The following is a 23,560-nucleotide window of genomic DNA, read 5'->3' on the forward strand; positions in this document are numbered from 1 at the left end:
CACCGCCGGAGAGTCCACCGGCTCCCGGCGGGCATCGTCCGTCACGACCGGTGCGACCGACGGTCCGGTACCGACGGATCGCCGGGCTCGACGGACTGCGTGCGCTGGCCGTGCTCTCGGTCATGGTCTTCCACTTCGCCCCGCAGGTCCTCCCCGGCGGGTACGTGGGCGTCGACATCTTCTTCGTGCTCTCCGGGTTCCTCATCACGACGCTCCTGGTCCGGGAGTTCCGGGCGCGGCGGGCGGTGTCCCTGTCCCGGTTCTGGGTGCGAAGAGCCCGCAGGCTCCTGCCCGCGCTGGGCCTGGTCGTGCTCGTGTGCACGGCTGCCGCGGGGCTCGTCGGGGGTGACCTCCTGGTGGGGATCGGGGCGCAGGTGGCCGGCGCCGCCACGTTCACGAGCAACTGGGTCTACATCGCCCAGGGCAGCACGTACTCCGGGGGGCTGGCACCCCAGATCTTCGCGAACCTGTGGTCGCTCGCCGTCGAGGAGCAGTTCTACCTGGTGTGGCCGCTCGTGGTCCTCGCCGTGCTCGCGCTACGGATCACCCGGCGCCGGGCCCTGGTCCTGGCGGGGGTGCTCGCCGTGGGGTCTGCCGTCGCGATGGCGGTCCTGTACTCGCCCGGAACGGACCCGACCCGGGTCTACTTCGGCACCGACACCCACCTGTTCGGGCTCATGATCGGTGCGTTCCTCTCGTTCTGGCACCTGCGCACGGGCAGGCCGACGCTCGTCCGGGAGGCGCCGCGGACCACGACGCGCCGGGGGACCCTGTTCGTCGTGGGTGCGGGGCTCGCGGGCGCCGTCGTCCTGGTCGTCGCGATGCTCTGGATGCCGTGGGACGACGGCGTCACCTACCGGGGTGGGCTGTTCGTCGTGTCGCTCGCGACCGCCGGGGTCGTCAACCTCGTGCTGCACGCACCGGGTCTCGGCAGGCTGCTGGACCGGGGGCCGGTGGGCTGGGTCGGCGCGCGCTCGTACGGCCTGTACCTGTGGCACTGGCCCGTCTTCGTCCTGGCCGCCGCGCTCGCCGGGGGCGGAGGGCTCTACGCCAGCCCTGGACCGTGGGTCGCGCTCGTCGCGTCGGTCGTGACGTTCGGTGCCGCCGCGCTGTCCTACCGGTACGTCGAGCGTCCCGTCATGGGGCGGGGCCTCGGAGGCTACGTGCGGACCGTGGTGGCGTGGCTCCGCCGAGGCGCGTCGGGCCGCAACCCGTTGCCGGTCCGCGGGTGGCTCACGGTCGGTGGGGTCGTGGTGGTCGTCGGGCTCGCGGTCACGGGTTTCGTGCGTGCGCCAGCGACGTCCTCGGTCGAGGCGCAGATCCGGGCGGGCGCGGAGGTCGCGGCGCTGACCCAGCAGCCCGGCGGTGAGGCTCCGGCGGCACCGGCTCCCGAGGTGGCGCCGGTCCCTGCGGAGCCCGCGCCGGACGCCCCGCCCGCGGCGCCGACGCCCCCGCCCGGCGACCAGGTCACGATCGTCGGCGACTCGGTCACGCTCGCGAGCGCGCCCGCGCTGACCGCGGCGCTTCCCGGCGTGCTGATCGACGGTGCCGTCGCCCGGCAGATGAAGGACGCCGTCGGGCTGGTCGACGCCGTCCGGGCGGCCGGGAACCTGCGGCCCTTCGTGGTGCTCTCGCTCGGGACGAACAGCACCGTCGACGCCGCGATGATGGACAAGGTCCTCGCCGCGATCGGCCCCGACCACACGGTCGTCCTCGTCACGGGGTACGCCGACCGGTCGTGGGTGCCGGTCACGAACGCCGAGCTCGTCGGCGCGTCCCAGCGCCACGGGAACGTCGTGGTCGCGGACTGGAGCGGCACGATCGCCTCCCAGCCGGCGCTGCTCGGGCCCGACGGCGTGCACCCGACCTCCGAGGGGACGTCGCTCTACGCGGGGGTCGTCTCGGGCGGCCTGGCGCAGGCGGTCGCGCTCCGCGGTCCCTGACTCCTCCCGTGCGGCGCCCGAGCGGGCGTCCTGTGCGCATCGTGCCTCGTGTGGCGGGAATGGCCCGAACGCCCCATCGTTGAGGGTGATCTGTGAAATGTTCGATCGTCACAGTCCGTTCACAGTGTGGCTTGCCACCCCGCCGACCCGAGGGATCACGATGAGCGACAACACCGCAGGCGGGCCGCCGCCGGAAGAGAACGAGCCGACCCCGCAGAACCCCTACGCGAGCACGCCGGACCCCGGTGCCGCCGCGCAACCTCCTGCCGAGCCCGTGCCGCCGAGCCAGCCGCCCACGCAGCCTCCGGTGACGCCGCCCACGCAGCCCCCGGCCCAGCCGACCCCGCCGGTCCAGCCGACGCCACCTGCTCAGCCGGGGCCCCCGGTCGCGCCGCCCTACGGAGCCCCGACGCCACCCCCGGGCGCGCAGCCCTACGGCGCTCCTGCCGGCGGGCAGCAGCCTCCGTACCCGCCGCCGGCCGGCGCCTACCCGCCCCCCGGCCAGCCCGCGTACGCCGGGGCGGCCCCGTTCTCGGTCGGTGACGCGATCGGCTTCGGGTGGAAGAAGTTCTGGGCCAACCCCGGCCCGTGGATCCTCGCGATGCTGATCTTCCTGCTGATCAACGTGATCTTCAGCTGGATCTCCGGCGGGTTCAACCAGTTCTCGGAGTACCGCACCGACGGGTTCACCGACACCAGCATGGGTGCGGCCCTGGGGCTGGGATTCGTCGGCACGCTCCTGTCGATCGTGGGCGTGATCATCAGCTACCTGATCGCCGCGTTCTACTCCCGGGGCGCCCTCGACGAGACCCAGGGCCGCAAGCCCGACGTCGCGGCGTTCTTCCGGATCGCCAACGTGGGCAACGTCCTGCTGGCCGCCTTCCTCGTGGCCGTCATGACGATCGTCGGCACGATCCTGTGCGTCCTGCCCGGGATCGCGGTCGCGATCTTCTCGGCGTTCGTCTACTACTTCACGCTCGACAAGGAGCAGGACGCGATCACCGCGATCAAGTCCAGCTGGTCGCTCGTCTCGAAGAACTTCGGGTCGGTGTTCCTGCTGCTCCTGGCGCTGTTCGGGATCAACATCCTGGGCTTCCTGGTCTGCCTCGTCGGGCTCCTGGTGACCCTTCCGCTGTCCTACATCGCGGTCGCCTACGCCTACCGCCGTCTGGTGGGTGAGCAGCCCGCCTGACCTCGGGACCACCCGCGACGACGGGCCGTGCCGCACCTCCGTCCCGGGTGCGCGGGACGGCCCGTCGTCGTGTACCCCGGGAGCGCCCCGGGTACGTACCGGGTGAACGGGCCAGGTCGAGGGACGGGCACGGTGGCCGCGTGTGCCCTGGACCGGCTAGCGTGAAGCGCCCGGTCCGTCCTGAACGGTCCGGTCCGTCCGTAGAGAGGCCCCGATGAGCAGCCAGCACCCTTCCGACCAGGTCCCCGACTACGGGCAGTACGTGCCCCCGACGGACCAGCCCGGCACCCCTGGCGGCCAGCCCGGCCAGCCGAGCCAGCCCGGCCAGCAGGCCCCCTACGGCCCTCCCGCGGGCCAGCAGGGGCAGTACCCGCCCCAGGGCCAGTACCCGCCGCCGGGCTACCCGGGTGGCGCGGCCGCCCCGCTGTCGCCCGCCGACACCAAGACCTGGGCGAGCCTGTCCCACCTCCTGGGTGGGATCCTCGGGTTCCTCGCGCCGCTCGTGATCTGGCTCGTCTTCCGCGAGCGCAGCCACGTCGTGGACGTCGAGGCCAAGAAGGCGCTCAACTTTCAGATCCCCGTGGCTCTCGTCCTGCTCGCCGCGAACTGGGTGCTTCCCGGATTCTTGTCCGGGCTGGTCGTCCTCGGTGTCTGGGTGGCGTCGCTCGTGCTGGGGATCATCGCGTTCCAGGCCGTCAGCAACGGCCGTCCGGCCAGCTACCCGATCGACGTGAAGATCGTGAGGTAGCGCAGGGGACCGCACGCCGAGAGGGGGCGTCCTGGGTGGACCAGGACGCCCCCTCTCGGCGCGCCGGCCGGGCTGGAAGTTCTCAGTCGGCCGTCACGAAGTCGATGAGCTCCTCGACGCGGCCCAGCAGCGACGGTTCGAGGTCGGCGTAGCTGCGCACGGTCCCGAGGATGCGCTGCCAGCCGCGGGCCACGTCGGCCTGCTCGGCAGCAGGCCACCCGAGCTCGCGCAGGATGCCGCGCTTCCACTCGGTGCCGCGCTCGATCACCGGCCAGGCGTCGAGGCCCACGCGCTCGGGCCGCACGGCCTGCCACACGTCCACGTAGGGGTGGCCGAGCACCATGACCGTGCCGGGCCGCGCGCCCTTGAGGGCCTCCGCGACCAGGCGCGTCTCCTTGCTGCCGGGGACCAGGTGGTCGACCAGGACGCCCACCTTGCGCTCCGCCGTCGGGCCGAAGTCCTCGAGGGCCTCCGCGAGGTTGTCGACGCCGTCGAGCAGCTCGACCACGACGCCCTCGATGCGCAGGTCGTCGCCCCAGACCTTCTCGACGAGCTCGGCGTCGTGCTTGCCCTCGACCCAGATGCGGCTGCCGCGCGCGACGCGCGCCCGGACGTTCGCGACCGCGCGCGAGCCCGACGCGGTGCGCGTCGGGGCGACGGGAGCCCTCGACGTCACGGGGGCGGTCAGCTCGACCGGTTCGCCGTCGACCCAGAAGCCCGGGCCGAGCGGGAAGGTGCGCGTGCGGCGTGCGCGGTCCTCGAGCACGACGACGTGCATGCCGCCGGACTTCTCGACCCGCACCACGGCTCCGACCCAGCCGGTCTCGACGTCCTCGACGACGAGACCGCGCTCGGCGGGCTGAGGGCGGGAGACCGGGCGCCGGCGGTGGGGGACCGGGGCGGGGGTCGCGCTGGACAGGACGTCGGAACCGTAGCGATCGAAGCTCACCGACGTCACCCTAGGCGCTCGTGGCGCCCGCGCCCGGAAGGGGCGCGCGGCGACGACCGAGGTCGTCTCCGGTCGTACCGGGGCGGGGACGCTCACCGGGTGCGGGCCCACGTGCCGTGGTACGACTGGCCCGTGAGCACTTCGACCGGCCCGGCCACGCCCGACGCCCAGCGGTGGCGCGTCCTGGGGCTGTGCCTCGCGGTCGGTTTCATCACGATGCTCGACGTGTCGATCGTCAACGTCGCGCTCCCGTCGATCGAGCGGGCGCTCGACGCGGGCCCGACCGAGCTGCAGCTCATCGTCGCGGGCTACACCCTGGCGTTCGGGCTCGCGCTCGTCCCGGCCGGTCGCCTGGGCGACGCGGGCGGGCGCCGCACGTTGTTCATCGCCGGCCTCGTGGGCTTCGCGCTCACGAGCCTCGCGGCGGGCCTGGCGCCGAACGACGAGTGGCTCGCGATCGCCCGGCTCCTGCAGGGCGTGAGCGCGGGCATGCTCAACCCGCAGGTCATCGGGCTCATCCAGCAGATGTTCTCGGGGTACGAGCGCGGCAAGGCGTTCGGCATGTTCGGTGCGACGATCGGCGTCTCGACGGCGCTCGGGCCGCTCCTGGGCGGCCTGATCCTCCAGGTCGCGGGCGACGAGAACGGGTGGCGGTGGATCTTCGGGATCAACGTCCCGATCATCGCGGTCGTGCTGCCCCTGGCCGTCAGGTTCCTGCCCGCGACGGTGCACAGGCCCGGCCCGCGCAGGCTCGACCCCGTGGGCCTCGTCCTCATCGCCGTCGCGACCGTCGCGGTCATGCTCCCGTTCGTCACGACGTCGGGCCAGGACGACGACCCCGGGCGCTGGTGGTGGCTCGCGCTCGGGGCGGTCGCGGTCGTCGCGGCGGTGCTCTGGGAGCGGCGCTACCGGCGCACCACGGGCGCCCCGGTCCTGGACCCGCGCGTCCTGTCGCTCGCCTCGTTCCGGAACGGCACGCTGCTCGGCATCACGTACTTCGCGGGGTTCACGGGGATCTTCCTCGTCGCGACGCTGTACCTGCAGAACGACCTGCACTTCACGCCACTGCACGCGGGGCTCATCGGGATGCCGTTCGCGATCGCGTCGGGCGTCGCGTCGTGGCTCGCGGGGCGCGGTGTCGCGCGCTGGGGGCGCCCGCTCGTGGTCGCGGGCCTCGTGGTGGTGCTCGTCGGGCTCGGCGGCGTGGTCCTCGCGATCCGGGCCACGGGGGACGACTCGTCGGCCGCGGGCTGGGGCATCGCCCTGACCATGATGATCACGGGGATCGGCAGCGGGACCGTCATCTCCCCGAACCAGACCCTGACCCTGGCCCGCGTCCCGGTCGAGCTCGCAGGCGTCGCGGGCAGCATGCTCCAGCTCGGGCAGCGCGTGGGGTCGGCCATGGGCATCGCCGTGGTCCTCTCGACGTACTACTCGCTCAAGGCGGGAGGCTCGACCGGAGCCGTCGCGGCGAGCACCGCGATGCTCATCACGGTCGCGCTCGTCGCGGTCTCGCTCGTGGTCGCGGTCGTGGACCTGCGGGCGCGGCACGCGCAGGGCGCGCCGCGCGGCGGGGTGTCCTCGACGGTCTGACCTGCCGTGCCGGGCGGTGGCCCGACGGCGGAGGGCGGGCTGCGTCGTCGGGCCCGGCCGGCCCCTGCCGCGCCTCGGTCGGGAAGACCCCGTGAGGACACTGTGCACGTCGCGCCCCTCGCCTCCGACGACCGCGTAGAATTAGCACTCGACGGTGGAGAGTGCGAAACGCGCGACGATCGGCAGGAGGTGTCCATGAGCGAGGAACGACGGCTCGACGTGCTGCGCGCGATCGTCGAGGACTACGTCCTGACGAGGGAGCCGGTGGGATCGCGGGTCCTGGCAGAGCGGCACCGCCTGGGGGTGTCCCCGGCGACGATCCGCAACGACATGGCCGCCCTCGAGGAGGACGGCTACATCGCCCAGCCGCACACCTCGGCCGGGCGCGTCCCCACGGACAAGGGGTACCGCCTGTTCGTGGACAGGCTCTCGACGATCAAGCCCCTGTCCTCGCCCGAGCGGCGGGCGATCGAGACGTTCCTGTCGGAGGCCGTGGACCTCGACGACGTCGTGGCCCGGGCGGGGCGTCTCCTCGCCCAGCTCACGGGCCAGGTCGCCGTGGTGCAGTACCCGTCGCTGCGCCGGTCGGGCCTGCGGCACCTCGAGCTCGTCCCGGTCGGGGACCGGCGCCTGCTCGTGGTCATCATCACGGACACGGGCCGCGTCGAGCAGCGCACCCTCGAGGTCGCCCAGGCGCCGGACGAGGCCACCCTCGCCGAGCTGCGCACGCGGCTCAACGCGGTCGCGGCGGGCAAGCGCCTCGCGGAGCTCGGCAAGGGCTTCGCCGACGTCGCCGAGGAGTTCCGCCCCGAGCACCGGGACCTCGCGCGCTCGCTCGCGCTGCTCGTGGAGGAGACCCTGTCCGAGGAGTCGGAGGAGCGCATCGTGCTCGCCGGCACCGCCAACCTGGCCCGGGTCGGCATGAGGTTCGAGCACGCCCTGCGACCGGTCCTCGAGGCGCTCGAGGAACAAGTCGTGCTGCTCGGGTTGTTGACCGAGATGGCTGCGGAGTCCGGGGTGAGCGTGCGCATCGGTCACGAGACGCAGCTCGAGGGGCTCGCGGAAACGTCGGTCGTGACGAGCGGATACGGTAACGAGGGGGACTCGGTCGCGCTGATCGGCTCGATCGGACCGACCCGCATGGACTATCCCGGGACGATCGCCTCGGTCCGCGCGGTCGCGCGGTACCTGTCGCGCGTCCTGACCACATGAGTTCGGTTCTTGCGCCGGCGCGTGCTCGACCGGGTCGTCGGACCCTGGTCGTCACCGCACGGTGTTGTCGGAAGTCGCCGGTCCTGGACCGGCGTGCGCTAGTAGAGAGTGACCTGTGAGCGACTACTACGAGATCCTGGGCGTGCCCCGGGACGCGAGCCAGGACCAGATCAAGAAGGCCTACCGCAAGCTGGCCCGTGAGCTGCACCCTGACGTCGCGGGCGAGGCCGCCGAGGACAAGTTCAAGGACGTGTCCCGCGCCTACGAGGTGCTGTCCAGCCCGGACAAGCGCCAGCAGTACGACCTCGGCTCGGACCCGTCGGCCGCCGGCGGCGGCATGGGCGGAGGCTTCGGCTTCCAGGACATCTTCGAGACGTTCTTCGGGGGAGGCCAGGCGCAGACCGGCCCGATCCCGCGTGCACGCCGCGGCCAGGACGCCCTGGTGCGCCTCGACATCGACCTCTCGGAGGCGACCTTCGGGGCGCGCCGCGAGCTCCAGGTCGACACCGCGGTGATCTGCGGCACGTGCTCCGGCTCGTGCTGTCGCCCCGGCACGTCGCCCCGTACGTGCGACGTGTGCAACGGCCGCGGCACGGTCCAGCGCGTCGCCCGTTCGTTCCTCGGCCAGGTCATGACGACCGCCCCCTGCGCCGCGTGCCAGGGATTCGGCACCGTGATCCCCGAGCCGTGCGCCGAGTGCGCGGGCGAGGGGCGCGTGCGCAGCCGTCGCACCCTGACGGTCAACGTCCCCGCCGGCGTCGACACGGGCACCCGCATCAAGCTCACTTCGCAGGGCGAGGTCGGCCCCGCGGGCGGTCCCGCGGGCGACCTGTACGTCGAGATCCGCGAGCGCAACCACGAGGTCTTCGTGCGTCGCGGCGACGACCTGCACTGCACGCTCCAGGTGCCGATGACGGCTGCGGCCCTCGGGACGGTCCTCGAGCTCGAGACGCTCGACGGCCCGCAGGAGATCGACCTGCGTCCCGGCACCCAGCCCGGTCAGATCGTCACGCTCAAGAACCTCGGCGTCGGTCACCTGCACACCGGTGGTCGCGGCGACCTGAACGTGCACGTCGAGGTCCAGGTCCCCACGGGCCTCGACGAGGAGCAGGAGGAGCTGCTGCGCTCGCTCGCGAAGGCTCGCGGCGAGGAGCGTCCCGACCCGCGTCTGTCCGCCGCGCACCCGGGGGTCTTCTCCCGCCTGCGCGACAAGCTCTCGGGACGCTGAGCGTGAGCGCGCCGGTCTTCCTCGCGGAGGCGAGCAGCTCGTCGGACGGCGGGGCCACGGACGGCCTCGCGGGTTTCCCGGCGGGTTCGCTCTACGTGCTCGACGGCGCCGAGGGGCGTCACGCGGGCGTCGTGCAGCGGCGTGGGGTCGGTGAGGCGGTCGACGTCGTGGACGGCGAGGGCCTGCGCCTGCGGTGCACCATCGAAGGGGTCGAGCCCTCGGGCGTCCGACTGCGCGTCCGTGAGGTCGTCGAGGAGCCCGCGCCCGACGTCGTCGTGACGCTGGTCCAGGCCCTCGCGAAGGGCGACCGCGACGAGATGGCGATCGAGGCGGCGACCGAGGTCGGTGCCGACGCCGTGGTCCCGTGGCAGGCCGAGCGTTCGATCGTGGTGTGGCGCGGCGACCGGGCGGCCAAGTCGCGCGCCCGCTGGCTCGCGACCGTGCGCGCCGCGACCAAGCAGGCGCGGCGCGCGCGCCTCCCGCGGGTGGATCTCGCGATCGACACGCGCGGGCTCGTCGAGCGTACGCGCCAGGTGGTCGACGCGGGCGGTGCCGTGATCGTCCTGCACGAGGAGGCCGTCGTCCCGCTCGCCGAGGTGGCCCTGCCCGTCCCCGCGTCCCAGGACGCGGCCGCGGCGGGACGAGCACCCGAGGTGCTCGTCGTCGTCGGGCCGGAGGGTGGGATCTCCGAGAAGGAGGTCGAGGCGCTGACCGGTGCCGGTGCGCGGACCGCGCGCCTCGGCCCGCACGTGCTGCGGACCTCGACGGCAGGCCCGGTCGCGATCGCGATGCTCGTCCAGCGGCTCGGTCGGTGGGGCGGGGCGGACGACGCGCAGTGACCCCGCACGCGGTGCCGGAGCACGGCCCGCCTCCCGGGCCGTGCCGGCGAGCCGGGGGTAGCCTGCCGTCATGACCAGCAACGACACCTCTCGCCCGACCGACCCGGACTGCCTGTTCTGCAAGATCGTCGCGGGAGAGATCCCTGCGACGATCGTGGCGACCACGGACCAGGCCGTGGCGTTCAAGGACATCAACCCGCAGGCACCGCTCCACGTGCTCGTGGTGCCCCGTGCCCACCACGGCGACATCGCGCAGCTCGCGGCCGCCGACCCAGACCTCCTCGCGGGGGTCGTGGCCCTGGCGGACGAGGTCGCGAGCGAGCACGCCGACGGCCAGTTCCGGCTCATCTTCAACTCGGGGCCGCGTGCCGGGCAGAGCGTGTTCCACGTCCACGGGCACGTCATCGGCGGCACCGCGCTGGGGTGGAACCCGGCCTGACCGCAGGCCGCCCGTCGGTCCGCTCCAGCGGGCCGCCCGGAGCGCCCGGTATTCGCCCTGACCCGGGCGGGCACGCTCGATATCATGGACGCACCACGAACCACCCGACCTGCAGAAGGAGTGCCTCGGCGCAAGCCGGCTCATGCCATCTTCGACACCACCCACACCGGACGGCCCAGCGGCCGCGCACCCCTCCGGGACCCGGGTCGAGCACCGTATCGTCGTCCCCTCCCACGTGCCGATGGTGGACCTGCTCGGCAGCGGTGACGTGGTCCTGCGAGCGATCGAGTCCGGGTTCCCCACGATCGACGTCCACGCCCGCGGGAACGAGATCGCCGTGTCCGGCCCCGTCGGCGACGTCGCGCTCGCCTCCCGGCTGCTCGACGAGCTCGTCGAGGTCGTCGAGTCCGGCACCCGTCTCACGCCCGACGTCGTGACGCGCTCCGTCGCGATGCTCACCGCGGCGACCGCGACCCGCCCGGCCGAGGTCCTCACGCTCAACATCCTCTCGAGCCGCGGCCGGACCATCCGTCCCAAGACGGTCGGGCAGAAGCGCTACGTCGACGCGATCGACGCGAGCACCGTGACGTTCGGCATCGGCCCCGCAGGCACGGGCAAGACCTACCTCGCGATGGCCAAGGCCGTCCAGTCGCTCCAGGCCAAGCAGGTCAGCCGGATCGTCCTGACCCGGCCGGCCGTCGAGGCGGGGGAGCGGCTCGGGTTCCTGCCCGGCTCGCTCTCCGAGAAGATCGACCCGTACCTGCGCCCCCTGTACGACGCGCTGCACGACATGATCGACCCCGAGTCGATCCCCAAGCTCATCGAGGCCGGGACCATCGAGGTGGCGCCGCTGGCATACATGCGTGGCCGTACGCTGAACGACGCGTTCATCATCCTCGACGAGGCGCAGAACACCTCGACCGAGCAGATGAAGATGTTCCTGACCCGCCTCGGCTTCGGCTCCAAGATGGTCATCACGGGCGACGTGACGCAGGTCGACCTGCCCGGGGGCACGCCGTCGGGGCTGCGGGTCATCGAGGACGTCCTGACCGGGGTCGACGACGTCGAGTTCTGCCGCCTGACCTCCACCGACGTCGTGCGGCACCGACTCGTGAGCGACATCATCGACGCGTACGCGCGCTGGGACGTGAGCACCGCGCGTCCGGCGCGCGACGGCGGAGGCCACGCGCACGGCGCCGGGCGCGGCGGGACGGCCCGCCGCGAGCGCCCACGAGACACACGAGACCAACGAGAGCAAGGGGCACGCTGATGAGCGTCGAGATCAACAACGAGTCCGGCTACGAGGTCGACGAGGCGGAGTTCGCGGCCCTCGCGCGCTACGTCCTGGACGCGATGCACGTCCACCCGCAGAGCGAGCTCGGCATCCGGTTCGTCGAGTCCGACGTCATGGCCGAGCTGCACGTCCGCTGGATGGACGAGCCCGGCCCCACGGACGTCCTGTCGTTCCCCATGGACGAGCTCCGTCCCGGGCGCGACGGGGACGTGACCCCCGCGGGCGAGCTGGGCGACATCGTGCTGTGCCCCGAGGTCGCCGCGCAGCAGGCGGTCACGGCGGGCCACTCGACGGCCGAGGAGATGCTCCTGCTCACGACGCACGGCATCCTCCACCTGCTCGGCTACGACCACGCCGAGCCCGAGGAGGAGAAGGAGATGTTCGCGCTCCAGCGCAAGCTGCTCCTGACCTTCCTCGCCAGCCGATGACAGAGGTCCCCGTCGCGCTGCTGCTGGTCCTCGCGGTCGTCGGGGTCGTCCTCGCGGGGGCGCTCGGCGCGGGCGAGGCGGCGGTCATGCGGGTCACCCGGGCGGCGGTGGGTGAGGCGGCCGCGGAGGTCGAGGGTGCCACGACCGGCCCGCACGGCGGTGGGGCGGCCGGTCCGCTGCCGCCGCGCGTGGTCCGGGTGCGCCGGGTCCAGGCGCTGACCGAGGACCCCCCGCACACCGCGGCGTCGCTCGCGTTCCTGCGCGTGGTCGCCGAGATGCTGGCGGCCGCCTGCGTGACGCTGCTCGTCCTGGCCTGGCTCGACGACTGGTGGCAGGCGCTGCTCGTGGCCCTGCTGTTCGCGGTCCTCGTCGCGCTGGGCTTCGCGCGGGTCGCGCCGCGCGCGCTCGGGCGCCAGCACCCGGTGAGGGTGCTCCTGGCGCTCTCGGGGATCCTGAGGCCCGCGGTCGCCCTGACGGGCTGGCTGGTGCGTGTCACGGCCTCGCGGGACGAGGCCGACGGGCCGTACGAGCGCGAGCTGCGGGACATGGTCGACCGCGTCAACGAGTCCGAGATCATCGAGGAGGAGGAGCGCGAGATGATCCGCTCCGTCTTCGAGCTCGGCGACACCCTCACGCGCGAGGTCATGGTGCCCCGCACCGACATGATCACGACCCCCGCGTCGACGCCCCTGTCCAAGGCGCTCGCCCTGTTCCTGCGCTCCGGGTTCTCGCGGCTGCCCGTCACGGGGACGTCGGTCGACGACCTCGTGGGCGTCGTCTACTTCAAGGACGTCGTCAAGGTCGTGCACGAGTCGCCCGAGGCGGCGTCGCGACGCGTCGAGGAGGTGGCCCGGCCGGCGATCTTCGTGCCCGAGTCCAAGCCGGTCGACGACCTCCTGCGCGAGATGCAGGCCTCGTCGTCGCACATCGCGATGGTGGTCGACGAGTACGGGGGCGTCGCGGGCCTCGTGACGATCGAGGACGCGCTCGAGGAGATCGTCGGGGAGCTGACGGACGAGCACGACCGGTCCGGGCCCGAGGTCGAGGACCTGGGCGACGGGACCTTCCGGGTGCCCGCGCGTCTGCCCCTCGACGAGCTCGGAGAGCTCTTCGACCGCGACATCGAGGACGACGACGTCGATACCGTCGGGGGCCTGCTGTCCAAGGCTCTCGGCAAGGTCCCGCTGCCCGGGTCGACCGCGGAGGCCCAGGGCGTGCACATGACGGGCGAACGGGTCGAGGGACGCCGCAAGCAGCTCGCGACCGTGCTCGTGAGCGCCGTCGCCGCCGACCGCGAGGACCCGGACGACCCCGAGGCGTCGTCGAGCGGCGACCGGCGTGAACCCACCGAGCCGCACGAGCGCGGCCACCGAGACCACCAGACGACCACCGAGCGCGCGGAGCGTGCCGGGCGGACCAGTGACACCCCGCGTCGAGCGGGAGAGTCGAACGAGAGAGAAGCACACCGGTGACCCAGAACGACCACGCAGCAGCAGAGCACAAGGCCGGCTTCGCGTGCTTCGTCGGACGGCCCAACGCGGGCAAGTCCACGCTCACGAACGCCCTGGTCGGGCAGAAGGTCGCGATCACGTCCGGGCGACCGCAGACGACCCGCCACACGATCCGTGGCATCGTGCACCGCCCCGACGCGCAGCTCATCCTGGTGGACACGCCCGGGTTGCACCGTCCGCGCACGCTCCTCGGGGAGCGCCTCAACGACCTGGTCCGCGAGACCCTCGCGCAGGTCGACGTCATCGCGTTCTGCCTCCCGGCGGACCAGAAGGTCGGGCCGGGGGACAAGTACATCGCGGCCCAGCTGGCGGACCTGATGAAGGGTCGTCGACCCACCCCGGTCGTCGCGGTCGTGACCAAGGCGGACCTGGTGGACCGCGAGACCTTGACGAAGCACCTCCTCGCGGTGGACCAGCTCGGTGCGTGGCAGGACATCGTGCCCGTCTCGGCCAAGGACGGCTTCCAGGTCGAGACGCTGGAGGAGGTGCTGATCAAGCACCTGCCGCCGGGCCCGGAGCTGTACCCCGGCGGCGAGCTGACCGACGAGCCCGAGGCCGTGATGGTCGCCGAGCTCGTCCGCGAGGCCGCCCTGGAGGGCGTGCGCGACGAGCTGCCGCACAGCCTTGCCGTGGTCGTCGACGAGATCGTCCCGCGCGAGGGGTCCGGGAACCCGGAGACCGGTCGGCCGCCGCTCCTGGACGTGCGGGTCAACCTCTTCGTGGAGCGCGACAGCCAGAAGGCGATCATCATCGGGCGGGGCGGTTCGCGGTTGCGCCACGTCGGGACGGAGGCCCGCAAGGGCATCGAGGCGCTGCTCGGTGCGCGCGTGTACCTCGACCTGCACGTCAAGGTCGCCAAGGACTGGCAGCGCGACCCCAAGCAGCTGCGCCGGCTCGGGTTCTAGGGTGCGCCCCCGTCCGGTGTCGGGTCGTTCCCAGGGCGGGCGGCCCCGTCCGCGCGAGACGATGCCGTCGTGATCTTCCGTACCGCGGCGACGAGCGCCGCCCTCGCGATCGGTCTTGCCCTGGTGGGGGCCGTCACCGGACCCCAGTGGTCCCCCGTGCCGGTCACCGACCATCTCGAGCCCACGACGTCGGACACGACGATCGGCGGTCAGGGGCCCGACGTCCAGCCGGTGGGGACCTACGAGGTCACGGAGACCCCGGTCGTCATCAGGCTCGACGGGACGAGCGTCGACGGGATCGTGCGCGAGCCGGTCGACGCCCCGGACGGGCGACCCGGGGTGGTGTTCCTCCACGGCGCCGGGACGGGGGCGGCCGACGAGGCGTTCGTCGACATCGCGACCGAGATGGCGAGCGCCGGCGTCGTGACGCTCGTGCCCTCCAAGCGGCTCGACACCTACACGACGCGGCACCGCGACTACGTCGACATGGCGGCCGACTACCAGCACTCGGTGGATCTCCTGCGGACCCGGCCCTCGGTGGACCCGGACGAGGTGGGGCTGTACGCCGAGTCGGAGGGCACGTGGATCGCGCCGGTCCTGGTGGACCAGGATCCCGACGTGTCCTTCCTGGTCATGGTCTCGGCGCCCGTGGTGCCGCCACGGCAGCAGGCGGGCTTCGCGGTCGACTCCTACCTGCGCAACACGGGCGTGCCGCAGGGCGTCTTCCGGGCGATCCCGCGGGCCGTGGGCATGGAGATGCCGGGGGGAGGGTTCGAGTACGCGGACTTCGACGTCACGCCCTACCTGTCGCGCCTCGACGTCCCGACCCTCGTCGTCTACGGCACGGCGGACCCGTCGATGCCGATCGAGCAGGGCGCGCTGCGCATCATCGCGGAGGCGGGTGCGAACGGGAACCACGACGTGACGGTGCGCTACTACGAGGGCGCGAACCACGGGATCAAGATCGACGACGTCCTCGTGCCGGAGTTCGCGCGCGACGTCTCGGCGTGGGTCCAGGGGCTCCCGGGCACGGCGGGCGCCGCCCCGACGGTGGCGGGCGGCCAGCCGAACCAGCTCTACCTCGCCTCCGCGGTGCCCAACCCCCGGTGGTACGGGAACGGGGACATCGTCATCGGGTTCGTGATCGTGGGTGGCGTGCTCCTCGTCGTAGGTCCGCTCGTGTGGCTCGTGACAGGGACGGTGCGCCGGATGCGTCGGGCACCGCGCTCGCCGGGTCGGCTCGCACCCGGGCTGCGGTGGCCGCTCGTAGGGCTCGCGGTCGGGTCCGTCGCGACCATGGTGGGCCTCGTGGTGTACCTGGTCTCGGTCGCGAGGCTCGCGCTCGACTACCGGACGGACGCGTGGGTGGTCCAGGGCGGGTGGGTCGCCGTGCGTCTCCTGGGGCTGGCGACCGTCGTGGCCGCGGCGTTCATCATCAACCGCCTGTCGGACCTGCGGACGGCGCACAAGGCGGTCGACGCCTCGGGCGAGGGTGTCGTGGTGCGGCCGGCGACCGGTGTCGGCGCCCGCACGACGTTGTGGGCGACCGTCGCCGGCTCGACGATCCTGCTCGTGACGCTCGCCTACTGGGGCGTGTACCAGCTCGGCATCTGACGCCCGCCGTCGTCGCCGACCTCTAGGGTCTTCGCATGGGACGACGGTCGCGGGACTCGAGGGGTTCGCTCGTGCGTGTGCTCGCGATCGAGGAGGTCGACGACCTGGGGGAGCCGGGGCCGTCCGGCCCGCCGGTCCACGGCTCGGCGCCCGACGGCGGAGCGCACGCCCCGAGGGCGGGCGACGGTCAGGCGTCGCGAGGCTCGGCCGGGGACGAGCCGCCCCCCGAGGAGAGGCCCGCACGTCGGCCCTGGTCGCGCCGGACCCGTGTCCTCGTGGTGGCCGGGGCCGCGGTGGTCGCTCTCCTCGTCGTCGGAGGCTTCGTCCGTGGCTCGATGAACGAGTCCGCGCGCATCGAGCGGGTCGTGGCCGCCGGGGGGCTCAGGCCGCTGGGTCCGGACGCGAGCGTCGTGTGGCGGATCGAGCCGGGTGCGGTCGGGGCGGGCGAGTCGGAGACCTGGCTGTCCCGTCCTGTCGTGGTCGACGGGACCGTCGTGCTGGCGGGGCCCGACGTGATGGCTCTCGACCCGGCGACGGGCGAAGAGCTGTGGCGAGCCCCGTCCCCGTTCGGGTCGGTGGTGCCGGGGACGAAGCGGACCGACTGCTCGGGCAGCGGCCCGTGGCCGAGTGCGTCGGGGCCGCTGATCTGTACGACGTCGGTGCAGCGGCAGACCTCGTTCCTCGGCGAGACGGCCGCCGAGGAACGTCTCGTCGGCCTCGAGGTGCTCGACGCGACCACCGGTGAGGTCACGGCCTCCCACGTGTTCGAGGACGGGACCCTCGGGGCGAGCGTCCTCGACGACGGGGTGGCCACGGCGCGGTGGGGGACGGGCGACCAGGTCGTGGTGGACCTGCGGGACATGACCACGGGGGAGCTGCGCTGGACGACGGAGATCGCGGCGGTCCGCGACCGGAGCGGTGAGTACGGCGACCAGCTGGGACTGTGGGGAGTCGGGGACCTGCTCTTCCTGGACGCTGCGGGCACCAGCACGACCCTCGATGCCGAGGGGAACGTGGAGCCCGAGGGCGCGCGCGACTCGTGGACCACGGTGCTGGGGGACGGCCGGTCGGTCGTCCACCGGATCGACGGCACGTCGGCGGTCCTGGAACCCGACGGGAGCGAGGCTTTCGTGGCTCAGGGGCAGGTCCAGGAGTTCGGGGCGACCGACGGCACACCGGCAGGTGCTCTCCTCGTGACCGACGGTGGAGGAGTCATGGACACCTCCGGTGCGATCGGCACGCCGCGGATGGCCGCGCTCGACCCCGAGACCGGTCGGACCCTGTGGGAGAGCGAGGGCACGCTCGACGCCCCGGTCGCCAGGGCGGGCGACGTCGGGATCCTGTCGGACGCCGGTCGCCTGCGTGCGGTCGACCTGCGGTCGGGAGCCCGGCTCTGGGAGGCCTCCGGTGTGCGGAGCTTCGCCTCGGCGCACACCGACGGCACGGACCTCTACCTCGTCGAGAGCGGCCCGACCGGTGGGATGCGGCTCACGGCGATCGCCGTCGACTCGGGGCGCGAGGTGTGGGTGAAGGACTTCGTGGACACCGCGGTCTGGGGGACCGGTGTCGGCGGGACGCTCGTGGTCGTGACCTCCGACGGCGGTGTGCTCGGCATCGGCTGACCTGTACCGGGGGCCTCGTGCGGCGTCTGCTGCGTGTCCTGGCGCCCCTTCTCGCCCCGCCCGGTCGAGGCATCGGGACTACCGTGGAGAGGTGGCTCCACGACGTCGTGAGCATGATGCCCACGCCGTCGAGCTGGTCGAGGTGGCCGAGCTCGACGACGACTTCGACGTGGGGCAGACGGGGGCTACGGGGCGGACGACGGGGAGCGCTGGAGCGCACCCGCGAGGTGCCGATGCCGGACGGACGGGAGCAGGCTCGTCGACGGCCGGAGCCGGACGGGCGCCCCTCGGTACCGGGGCGGTCGGCGAGCAGGGCAGGACCAGAGGCCGGCGCGTCCGCCTGGTCCTCGCCGTGGTCCTCCTGGCGTGCGGAGCCGGGGCCTCGCTCGCGGTCGGGGCGGTCCTGGAACGGGCTCGTGCCGACCGGGTGGCCGCACAGGCCGGAGGGCTCTGGCCCGTCGCCTCCGAGCCGGCGAGCCTGTGGCGCGCCTCGACCGGGGAGGGGCCGCCCGCGGCCGTCGAGGGCCAGGTGGTGCTCACCGGGCCGGAAGGAACGGTGACGGCCCGGGACATCACCACGGGAGGCGAGCTGTGGACGGCGCGCCTCCCGCCCGGGACGACGACGTGCGGGCCGGATCTCCTCGACCCGGGCGTGCAGGGTTCGCCGCTCGTGTGCGTCACGGACCGGGGAGCGTCGGCGGGGGCCGGCCGGAGCGGCGACAGGTTCCCGTTCCTGGTGACGGTCCTGGACCAGGCCGGGCAGGTCGTCGGGTCCCGTGCCCTGACCGACGGCGTCGAGGCGGCGGTACCGCTCGCGGGAGGGCGCGTCGCGACGGCGGTCCTCGGGACGGACGGCGTCGTCGTCACGTGGGAGGGCGCGCTCGACGGTGCCGTCGAGCAGGTGCGCACCGTCGGCGTGACGCCGGCTCCCGTGGACGCGGTCGGGTCCACGGGCGCGGAGGGGGACTCCACGGCTCCCGTCGAGGACGTCGGTCTGGTCGCGGCGCGCGGGCTGCTGCACGTCCGTTCCGGCGAGGTGTCGGAGACCTTCGACGCGGCCGGAGAGCCGTCCGCAGAGTTCTCCAGCGTGCAGGCGCGTGGATGGTTGCAGGAGGGCAGCCTTCCGGGAGGTTCGTCGGCCAGGGTGGTCGACGACCGACGGACCGGGCAGGAGGACCGTGTGGACGTGGTCGGGCCGGACGGTCGGCGGAGGTTCAGCGTCGCCGGGGAGCCCTTCGTGCCCCAGGTCACCGACGACGGTCCTCCTCAGGTGCTCGTGGTCCGGATGCCCGGGTTCACCGGGTACGACGCGAGCACGGGGCACCGCCTGTGGCACCGGGAGGAGTGGCCCGAGGTCCTGTGGCTCCAGACGGACGACGTCGTCGTGGTGGAGTCGGGCTCGCGGTTGCTGGCGCTCGAGACGAGGACCGGCCGCGAGGTGTGGCAGCGCTGGTTGCCCACGGAGATCGTCCGGGTGTTCACCGACGGGGACTCCGTGCTGCTCGCCACGCTCGGCGACGAGCTCGGCGGGACGGGCGGTGCCTCGACGAGCGTGGTGTCCGTGAGCCTCTTCGACGGCCGCACCGAGTGGCGCATGACCCTCGACGGAGACTACTACGAGGTCGTCTCCGCACAGGGGGTGCTGTTCGCCATGACCAGGACCGAGGTCGTGCGTCTGGGTCGTGGGACGCGGAGGTACAGAGTGGGAGACTTGAGCCATCGGTGATCTACCGGTAGAAACTGACGGGGCCGTCGTGGCCTGATCCGGCGCTCGACCGACACCGAGCCCGGGGTGATCTGTAGGGAGAACGCGATGACCAACGAGACCGACCCTGGGCCCGGCCCCGATCAGCAGCCACGGACTCCCGCCGGCGGGGCCGAGAAGGATCCGTCGTCCGACGGGTCCCTGAAGGTGTCCGCCCCGGAACCGGCGGGCGATACCGAGCAGACGCCGGGACCGGCAGCCGGGAGCAACCCGTTCGTCGGCATCCCCGTGAGCGACTACGTGCGGGACGGCGTGGCGGCGTTGCTCCTCTTCGTCTCGCTGACCATGCCGTGGGACGCCGGGCACAAGGCGTCGGACAAGCTCGAGGTCGTCCTCGTCACGGTCGTCTCGCTCCTCTCGCTCGCCCTGCCGTACCTGGCACGGACCGGCGCGCTCCCGACGACGTGGACGGTGCACACGACCCGCCTCGCGCGCCTCGTCGCGAACGCCCCGTACGTGCTCCTGGCCGCGGTCTACATTGTCCTGGACCTGGTGAACCGCTCGGTCGACAACGGGTGGGGCGGCGTCGGGACGGCGCTCTCGCTCGGTCTCGCAGGTGCGCTCCTGGCGGCCCAGCCGCGACAGGCCGAGCTCGGCCCGGTCGAGCAGGACGGGGCGGCGTCGCGACTCTGGTCGCTCGTCCTGACGGTGATCGCCGGTGTGGCGGTCGTCGGCGCGCTGATCGCCTTCCTCCTCACCTTCTCCCTCGGGGTGCCCGTCTTGCTGGTGCTCCGGTTCCTTGTCGCCGGGGCCGTGACGGTGGCGCTCGTCGGATGGCCCGTCTGGGGGATCCTGCGCCGTGAGGAGGCCTGGCGTCTGGTGCTCGTGGGGCTGGGGGTCGCCCTCGTGGCCCTGTTCGTGCTCAACACCAGCAACCTGCTGGTCAGCTTCGACTCCTTCGCGCTCGGTCAGTTCGGGCTGCTGCTGGTACCGGCTGCGGCGGCGGCCGCGTCGTCTCCCGCCCTCGCCCGCACCACCGCCTCGTCGTCGCCCGTCTCGACCTGGGTCGCGGTCGCGGTGCACACGCTCGACCTCGTCGTCGTCGTCGCCCTCGGGACCGCGCTGTCCGGTGTCCTCACGCTCGCGGACGGCGGTCGGGGTTCGATCCTGATCCTGTCGATCGTGTTCGGGCTGCTCGCCGCGGGCGCCGCGTTCGTGGCCCGCCGTTCGCTCGCCCGCGACGCGGTGGCCGGGCGGACCCTCGCCCTGGGCGCGGCGGGCGTCGTCGCGATCCTCGGCATCGTGCTTCTCATCGTCGCGACGAACCAGCCGGGTGCGGGCTTCGGGACGTCGCTCCTCCTGCTGGCCTACGGGCTCCCGCTCCTCGTGGTCTTCGCGCTCACGGTCCCGGCCGAGGTCAGGACCCACTTCGCCGAGAACCGCCCGGCGTCTCCCGTCGGGGCCGACACCGCCCCGAGCGCATACGTCTGGCAGCCGCCTGCACCGCGCCCGGCGCGCCCCAAGCCTGCCAAGGAGCCCGTCGCGGGCCCGTACGGCAGCGGCAGCTATGCGACCGGACCGGACGGCTACGGCCCCGAGGCCGGCGAGCACGAGCCCGACCCGGTCGCGACCCCGTCGCGCCCCACGTCAGCCCAGGTGCCCGCGCAGGCCCAGCCGCAGCCCGTGCAGCAGGTCCGCTACCAGCCGAGCCAGGAACCGACGCAGCCCGTGCGGCAGGACCCTCCGACGCAGCAGGCCCGTCCGGTCGAGCAGTACCAGCCGACGCAGGTCCTGCCTGCCCAGGGCGGCTCGTCGTCGCACCCCGTGCAGCCGGTCGTGCCCGAGCGCTCGGGCTACGCGGCCCGCCCCGGCTACGCCGCTCAGTCGGTCGGGGACACCGCGGTCCTGCCTCCGTACCAGGACCCCCAGCCGGCCGGGTTCAGCGCTGCTCAGGCGCTGGACCCGTCCACGCCGCTCGAGGTGCTCGCGCAGATCGTCCAGGAGGCTCCGCACCTGCGTCCGCAGGTCGCGGCGAACCCGTCGACGTACCCCGCGCTGCTCGAGTGGCTCGGCAACCTGGGCGACCCCGCGGTCGACGCAGCACTGCGCTCGCGCCGCTGACCTCCCTGGTGGTCCCGCTCTGAGGCGGGCCGATGGCGTCGCTCTCGTGGTGCCGCCGGGTTGTCCGGTCCCGCCCTGAGGAGGGCCGACGGCGTCGCTCTCGTGGCGCCGCCGGGTTGTCCGGTCCCGCCCTGAGGCGGGCCGACGGCATCGCTCTCGTGGTGCCGCCGGGTTGTCCGGTCCCGCCCTGAGGCGGGCCGACGGCGTCGCTCTCGTGGCGCCGTCGGCCCGCCTCTCGCGTGTCGCCCATCGGGACGTCCCGGACCATCGTCCCGGACGGGAGTACAGTGGCAGCGTGCACGTGACTCAGCTGCTCCTCCTTTGTTGCCGCGACGAGGCCCTCTAGGCCGCATCCTCGTCGCGGTGGTCTGGTGTGCCGGCTGAACAGCACCGACGAAGAGATCGCGAAGGACATGATGAGCACCACGGCGCAGACCCCCCAGACCAGCACCCGTTCCGCACAGCAGCCGTCCGGCATGCCCGTGCACAAGTACGAGCCCTTCCACCAGCAGTTCGACGTGTCGCTGCCGGACCGGACGTGGCCGGACGAGCGCATCGAGAAGGCCCCGCGCTGGTGCGCGGTCGACCTGCGCGACGGCAACCAGGCGCTGATCGAGCCCATGAACGCCGAGCGCAAGCTGAAGATGTTCCAGCTGCTCGTCGACATGGGCTACAAGGAGATCGAGGTCGGTTTCCCGTCGGCCTCGCAGACCGACTTCGACTTCGTGCGCCTGCTCATCGAGGAGGGGCACATCCCGGACGACGTCGTGATCCAGGTGCTGACGCAGTCCCGCGAGCACCTGATCGCCCGCACGTACGAGTCGCTGCGGGGTGCGAAGCAGGCGATCGTGCACCTGTACAACTCGACGTCGCGGCTCCAGCGGGAGGTCGTCTTCCGCACGGACCGTGAGGGCATCATCGCGATCGCGGTCAACGGCGCGAAGCTGTGCCGCAAGTTCGAGGAGACGATCCCGGAGACGGCGGTCTTCTACGAGTACTCGCCCGAGTCCTACACGGGCACCGAGCTCGAGTTCGCCGTGGAGATCTGCAACGAGGTCATCGAGGTCTTCGAGCCGACGCCGGACCGCAAGGTCATCATCAACCTGCCTGCGACGGTCGAGATGGCGACGCCCAACGTCTATGCGGACTCGATCGAGTGGATGAACCGGCACCTCGCGCACCGCGAGAACGTCGTCCTGTCGCTGCACCCGCACAACGACCGCGGGACGGCCGTGGCCGCCGCGGAGCTGGGGTACCAGGCGGGCGCGGACCGCATCGAGGGCTGCCTGTTCGGCAACGGCGAGCGCACGGGCAACGTCTGCCTGGTGACGCTCGGCATGAACCTGTTCAGCCAGGGAATCGACCCGGAGATCGACTTCTCCGACATGGACCGCATCCGCCGCACGGTCGAGCACTGCAACCAGATCGCCGTGCACGAGCGTCACCCGTACGCGGGCGACCTGGTCTTCACCGCGTTCTCGGGCTCGCACCAGGACGCGATCAAGAAGGGTCTCGACGCCATGGCCGCGGAGGCCGAGGCCGCGGGCAAGGGTGTCGACGACCTGGTGTGGGGCGTGCCGTACCTGCCCATCGACCCCAAGGACGTGGGCCGGTCGTACGAGGCCGTCATCCGCGTGAACTCGCAGTCGGGCAAGGGCGGCATCTCGTACCTGCTGCAGTCCGAGCGTCACCTGGACCTGCCGCGTCGCCTGCAGATCGAGTTCTCGCGCGTCGTCCAGGCGTTCACGGACGCGGGCGGGCAGGAGGTCACGGGCGACGACATCTGGCGGATCTTCTCGGACGAGTACCTGCCGGCCGCGCCCGAGTCGGGCCTGGAGCAGTGGGGCCGGCTCGCGCTGCGCGGGACCCGCGCGGCGTCGTCGGAGGACGGACCGGACACACTGGCTGTCGACGTGCTGGACCGTGGCGAGCACCTGACGCTCGAGGGCTCGGGCAACGGACCGGTCGCGGCGTTCGTCGACGCGATCGCGCACGTGGGCGTCGAGGTCCGGGTCCTGGACTATGCCGAGCACGCGCTCTCGGAGGGTGGTGACGCGACGGCCGCCGCGTACGTCGAGTGCCAGGTCGGCGACGACGTGCTGTGGGGCGTGGGGATCGACCCGTCGATCACCACGGCCTCGCTCAAGGCGATCGTGTCGGCCGTGAACCGTGCGGAGCGCGCGGACGGCTGATCCCTCGTCGACGGGTCCCGCACCG

At 72.9% G+C, this 23,560-nt stretch carries 18 protein-coding genes; 17 read left to right on the forward strand and 1 reads right to left on the reverse strand.

Features of this window, described 5'->3' with window-relative positions; genetic code table 11:
• Positions 1–50 precede the first annotated feature (50 nt).
• The 3 genes from ACFVQ3_RS01230 (at position 51) to ACFVQ3_RS01240 (ending at position 3,883) form a co-directional block, all read left to right on the forward strand.
• A complete protein-coding gene (locus tag ACFVQ3_RS01230; RefSeq protein WP_387634067.1) occupies positions 51–1,943 on the forward strand; it encodes an acyltransferase family protein in 1,893 nt (630 codons plus the stop codon).
• Positions 1,944–2,103: 160 nt separating this feature from the next.
• Positions 2,104–3,135, forward strand: coding sequence for a hypothetical protein (locus tag ACFVQ3_RS01235; protein WP_387634069.1), 1,032 nt, complete (start codon positions 2,104–2,106; stop codon positions 3,133–3,135).
• 214 nt (positions 3,136–3,349) lie between these two features.
• Positions 3,350–3,883, forward strand: a complete 534-nt coding sequence (locus ACFVQ3_RS01240; RefSeq protein WP_387634071.1) for a DUF4870 domain-containing protein — start codon at positions 3,350–3,352, stop codon at positions 3,881–3,883.
• An 82-nt stretch (positions 3,884–3,965) separates the two neighbouring features.
• Here ACFVQ3_RS01240 and ACFVQ3_RS01245 read toward each other — a convergent pair whose 3' ends face one another.
• Positions 3,966–4,832, reverse strand: coding sequence for a DUF3097 domain-containing protein (locus tag ACFVQ3_RS01245; protein WP_387634073.1), 867 nt, complete (start codon positions 4,830–4,832; stop codon positions 3,966–3,968).
• Positions 4,833–4,964: 132 nt separating this feature from the next.
• On the opposite strand from ACFVQ3_RS01245, the gene ACFVQ3_RS01250 reads away from it, so the two are divergent.
• From ACFVQ3_RS01250 to leuA, 14 genes are all read left to right on the forward strand, one after another.
• Positions 4,965–6,425 (forward strand): MFS transporter, encoded by a 1,461-nt coding sequence (locus ACFVQ3_RS01250; RefSeq protein ID WP_387634075.1) that lies wholly within the window; start codon positions 4,965–4,967, stop codon positions 6,423–6,425.
• A 195-nt stretch (positions 6,426–6,620) separates the two neighbouring features.
• Positions 6,621–7,637 (forward strand): heat-inducible transcriptional repressor HrcA, encoded by a 1,017-nt coding sequence (gene hrcA, locus ACFVQ3_RS01255; RefSeq protein ID WP_387634077.1) that lies wholly within the window; start codon positions 6,621–6,623, stop codon positions 7,635–7,637.
• Positions 7,638–7,752: 115 nt separating this feature from the next.
• The gene (gene dnaJ, locus ACFVQ3_RS01260) at positions 7,753–8,865 is read left to right on the forward strand and encodes a molecular chaperone DnaJ (protein ID WP_191788978.1); all 1,113 of its coding nucleotides are present in this window, start codon (positions 7,753–7,755) and stop codon (positions 8,863–8,865) included.
• Between the two features lie 2 nt (positions 8,866–8,867).
• Positions 8,868–9,704 carry a 16S rRNA (uracil(1498)-N(3))-methyltransferase gene (locus tag ACFVQ3_RS01265; protein ID WP_387634079.1) on the forward strand — a complete coding sequence of 279 codons (837 nt, stop codon included), beginning with the start codon at positions 8,868–8,870 and terminating at the stop codon, positions 9,702–9,704.
• A 70-nt stretch (positions 9,705–9,774) separates the two neighbouring features.
• On the forward strand, positions 9,775–10,143 hold the full coding sequence (locus ACFVQ3_RS01270) for a histidine triad nucleotide-binding protein (protein WP_387634081.1): 369 nt from the start codon (positions 9,775–9,777) through the stop codon (positions 10,141–10,143).
• 142 nt (positions 10,144–10,285) lie between these two features.
• Positions 10,286–11,413, forward strand: coding sequence for a PhoH family protein (locus tag ACFVQ3_RS01275; RefSeq protein WP_387634083.1), 1,128 nt, complete (start codon positions 10,286–10,288; stop codon positions 11,411–11,413).
• A complete protein-coding gene (ybeY, locus tag ACFVQ3_RS01280) occupies positions 11,413–11,865 on the forward strand; it encodes an rRNA maturation RNase YbeY (protein ID WP_030151649.1) in 453 nt (150 codons plus the stop codon). Before ACFVQ3_RS01275 ends, ybeY begins: the two co-directional genes overlap by 1 nt.
• On the forward strand, positions 11,862–13,337 hold the full coding sequence (locus ACFVQ3_RS01285) for a hemolysin family protein (RefSeq protein ID WP_387634086.1): 1,476 nt from the start codon (positions 11,862–11,864) through the stop codon (positions 13,335–13,337). The genes ybeY and ACFVQ3_RS01285 overlap by 4 nt, the downstream gene beginning before the upstream one ends.
• On the forward strand, positions 13,334–14,281 hold the full coding sequence (gene era, locus ACFVQ3_RS01290) for a GTPase Era (protein WP_387634088.1): 948 nt from the start codon (positions 13,334–13,336) through the stop codon (positions 14,279–14,281). Before ACFVQ3_RS01285 ends, era begins: the two co-directional genes overlap by 4 nt.
• A gap of 69 nt (positions 14,282–14,350) precedes the next feature.
• The gene (locus ACFVQ3_RS01295) at positions 14,351–15,895 is read left to right on the forward strand and encodes an alpha/beta hydrolase family protein (RefSeq protein ID WP_387634090.1); all 1,545 of its coding nucleotides are present in this window, start codon (positions 14,351–14,353) and stop codon (positions 15,893–15,895) included.
• 35 nt (positions 15,896–15,930) lie between these two features.
• Positions 15,931–17,517, forward strand: coding sequence for a PQQ-binding-like beta-propeller repeat protein (locus ACFVQ3_RS01300; RefSeq protein ID WP_387634092.1), 1,587 nt, complete (start codon positions 15,931–15,933; stop codon positions 17,515–17,517).
• A 91-nt stretch (positions 17,518–17,608) separates the two neighbouring features.
• Positions 17,609–19,243 (forward strand): PQQ-binding-like beta-propeller repeat protein, encoded by a 1,635-nt coding sequence (locus tag ACFVQ3_RS01305; RefSeq protein WP_387634094.1) that lies wholly within the window; start codon positions 17,609–17,611, stop codon positions 19,241–19,243.
• An 87-nt stretch (positions 19,244–19,330) separates the two neighbouring features.
• The gene (locus ACFVQ3_RS01310) at positions 19,331–21,343 is read left to right on the forward strand and encodes a hypothetical protein (RefSeq protein WP_387634096.1); all 2,013 of its coding nucleotides are present in this window, start codon (positions 19,331–19,333) and stop codon (positions 21,341–21,343) included.
• Between the two features lie 416 nt (positions 21,344–21,759).
• Positions 21,760–23,535 carry a 2-isopropylmalate synthase gene (gene leuA, locus ACFVQ3_RS01315; protein ID WP_387634098.1) on the forward strand — a complete coding sequence of 592 codons (1,776 nt, stop codon included), beginning with the start codon at positions 21,760–21,762 and terminating at the stop codon, positions 23,533–23,535.
• The last annotated feature ends 25 nt before the right edge of the window (positions 23,536–23,560 follow it).

This window comes from Oerskovia sp. NPDC057915, assembly GCF_042887685.1.
Lineage (GTDB): Bacteria > Actinomycetota > Actinomycetes > Actinomycetales > Cellulomonadaceae > Oerskovia.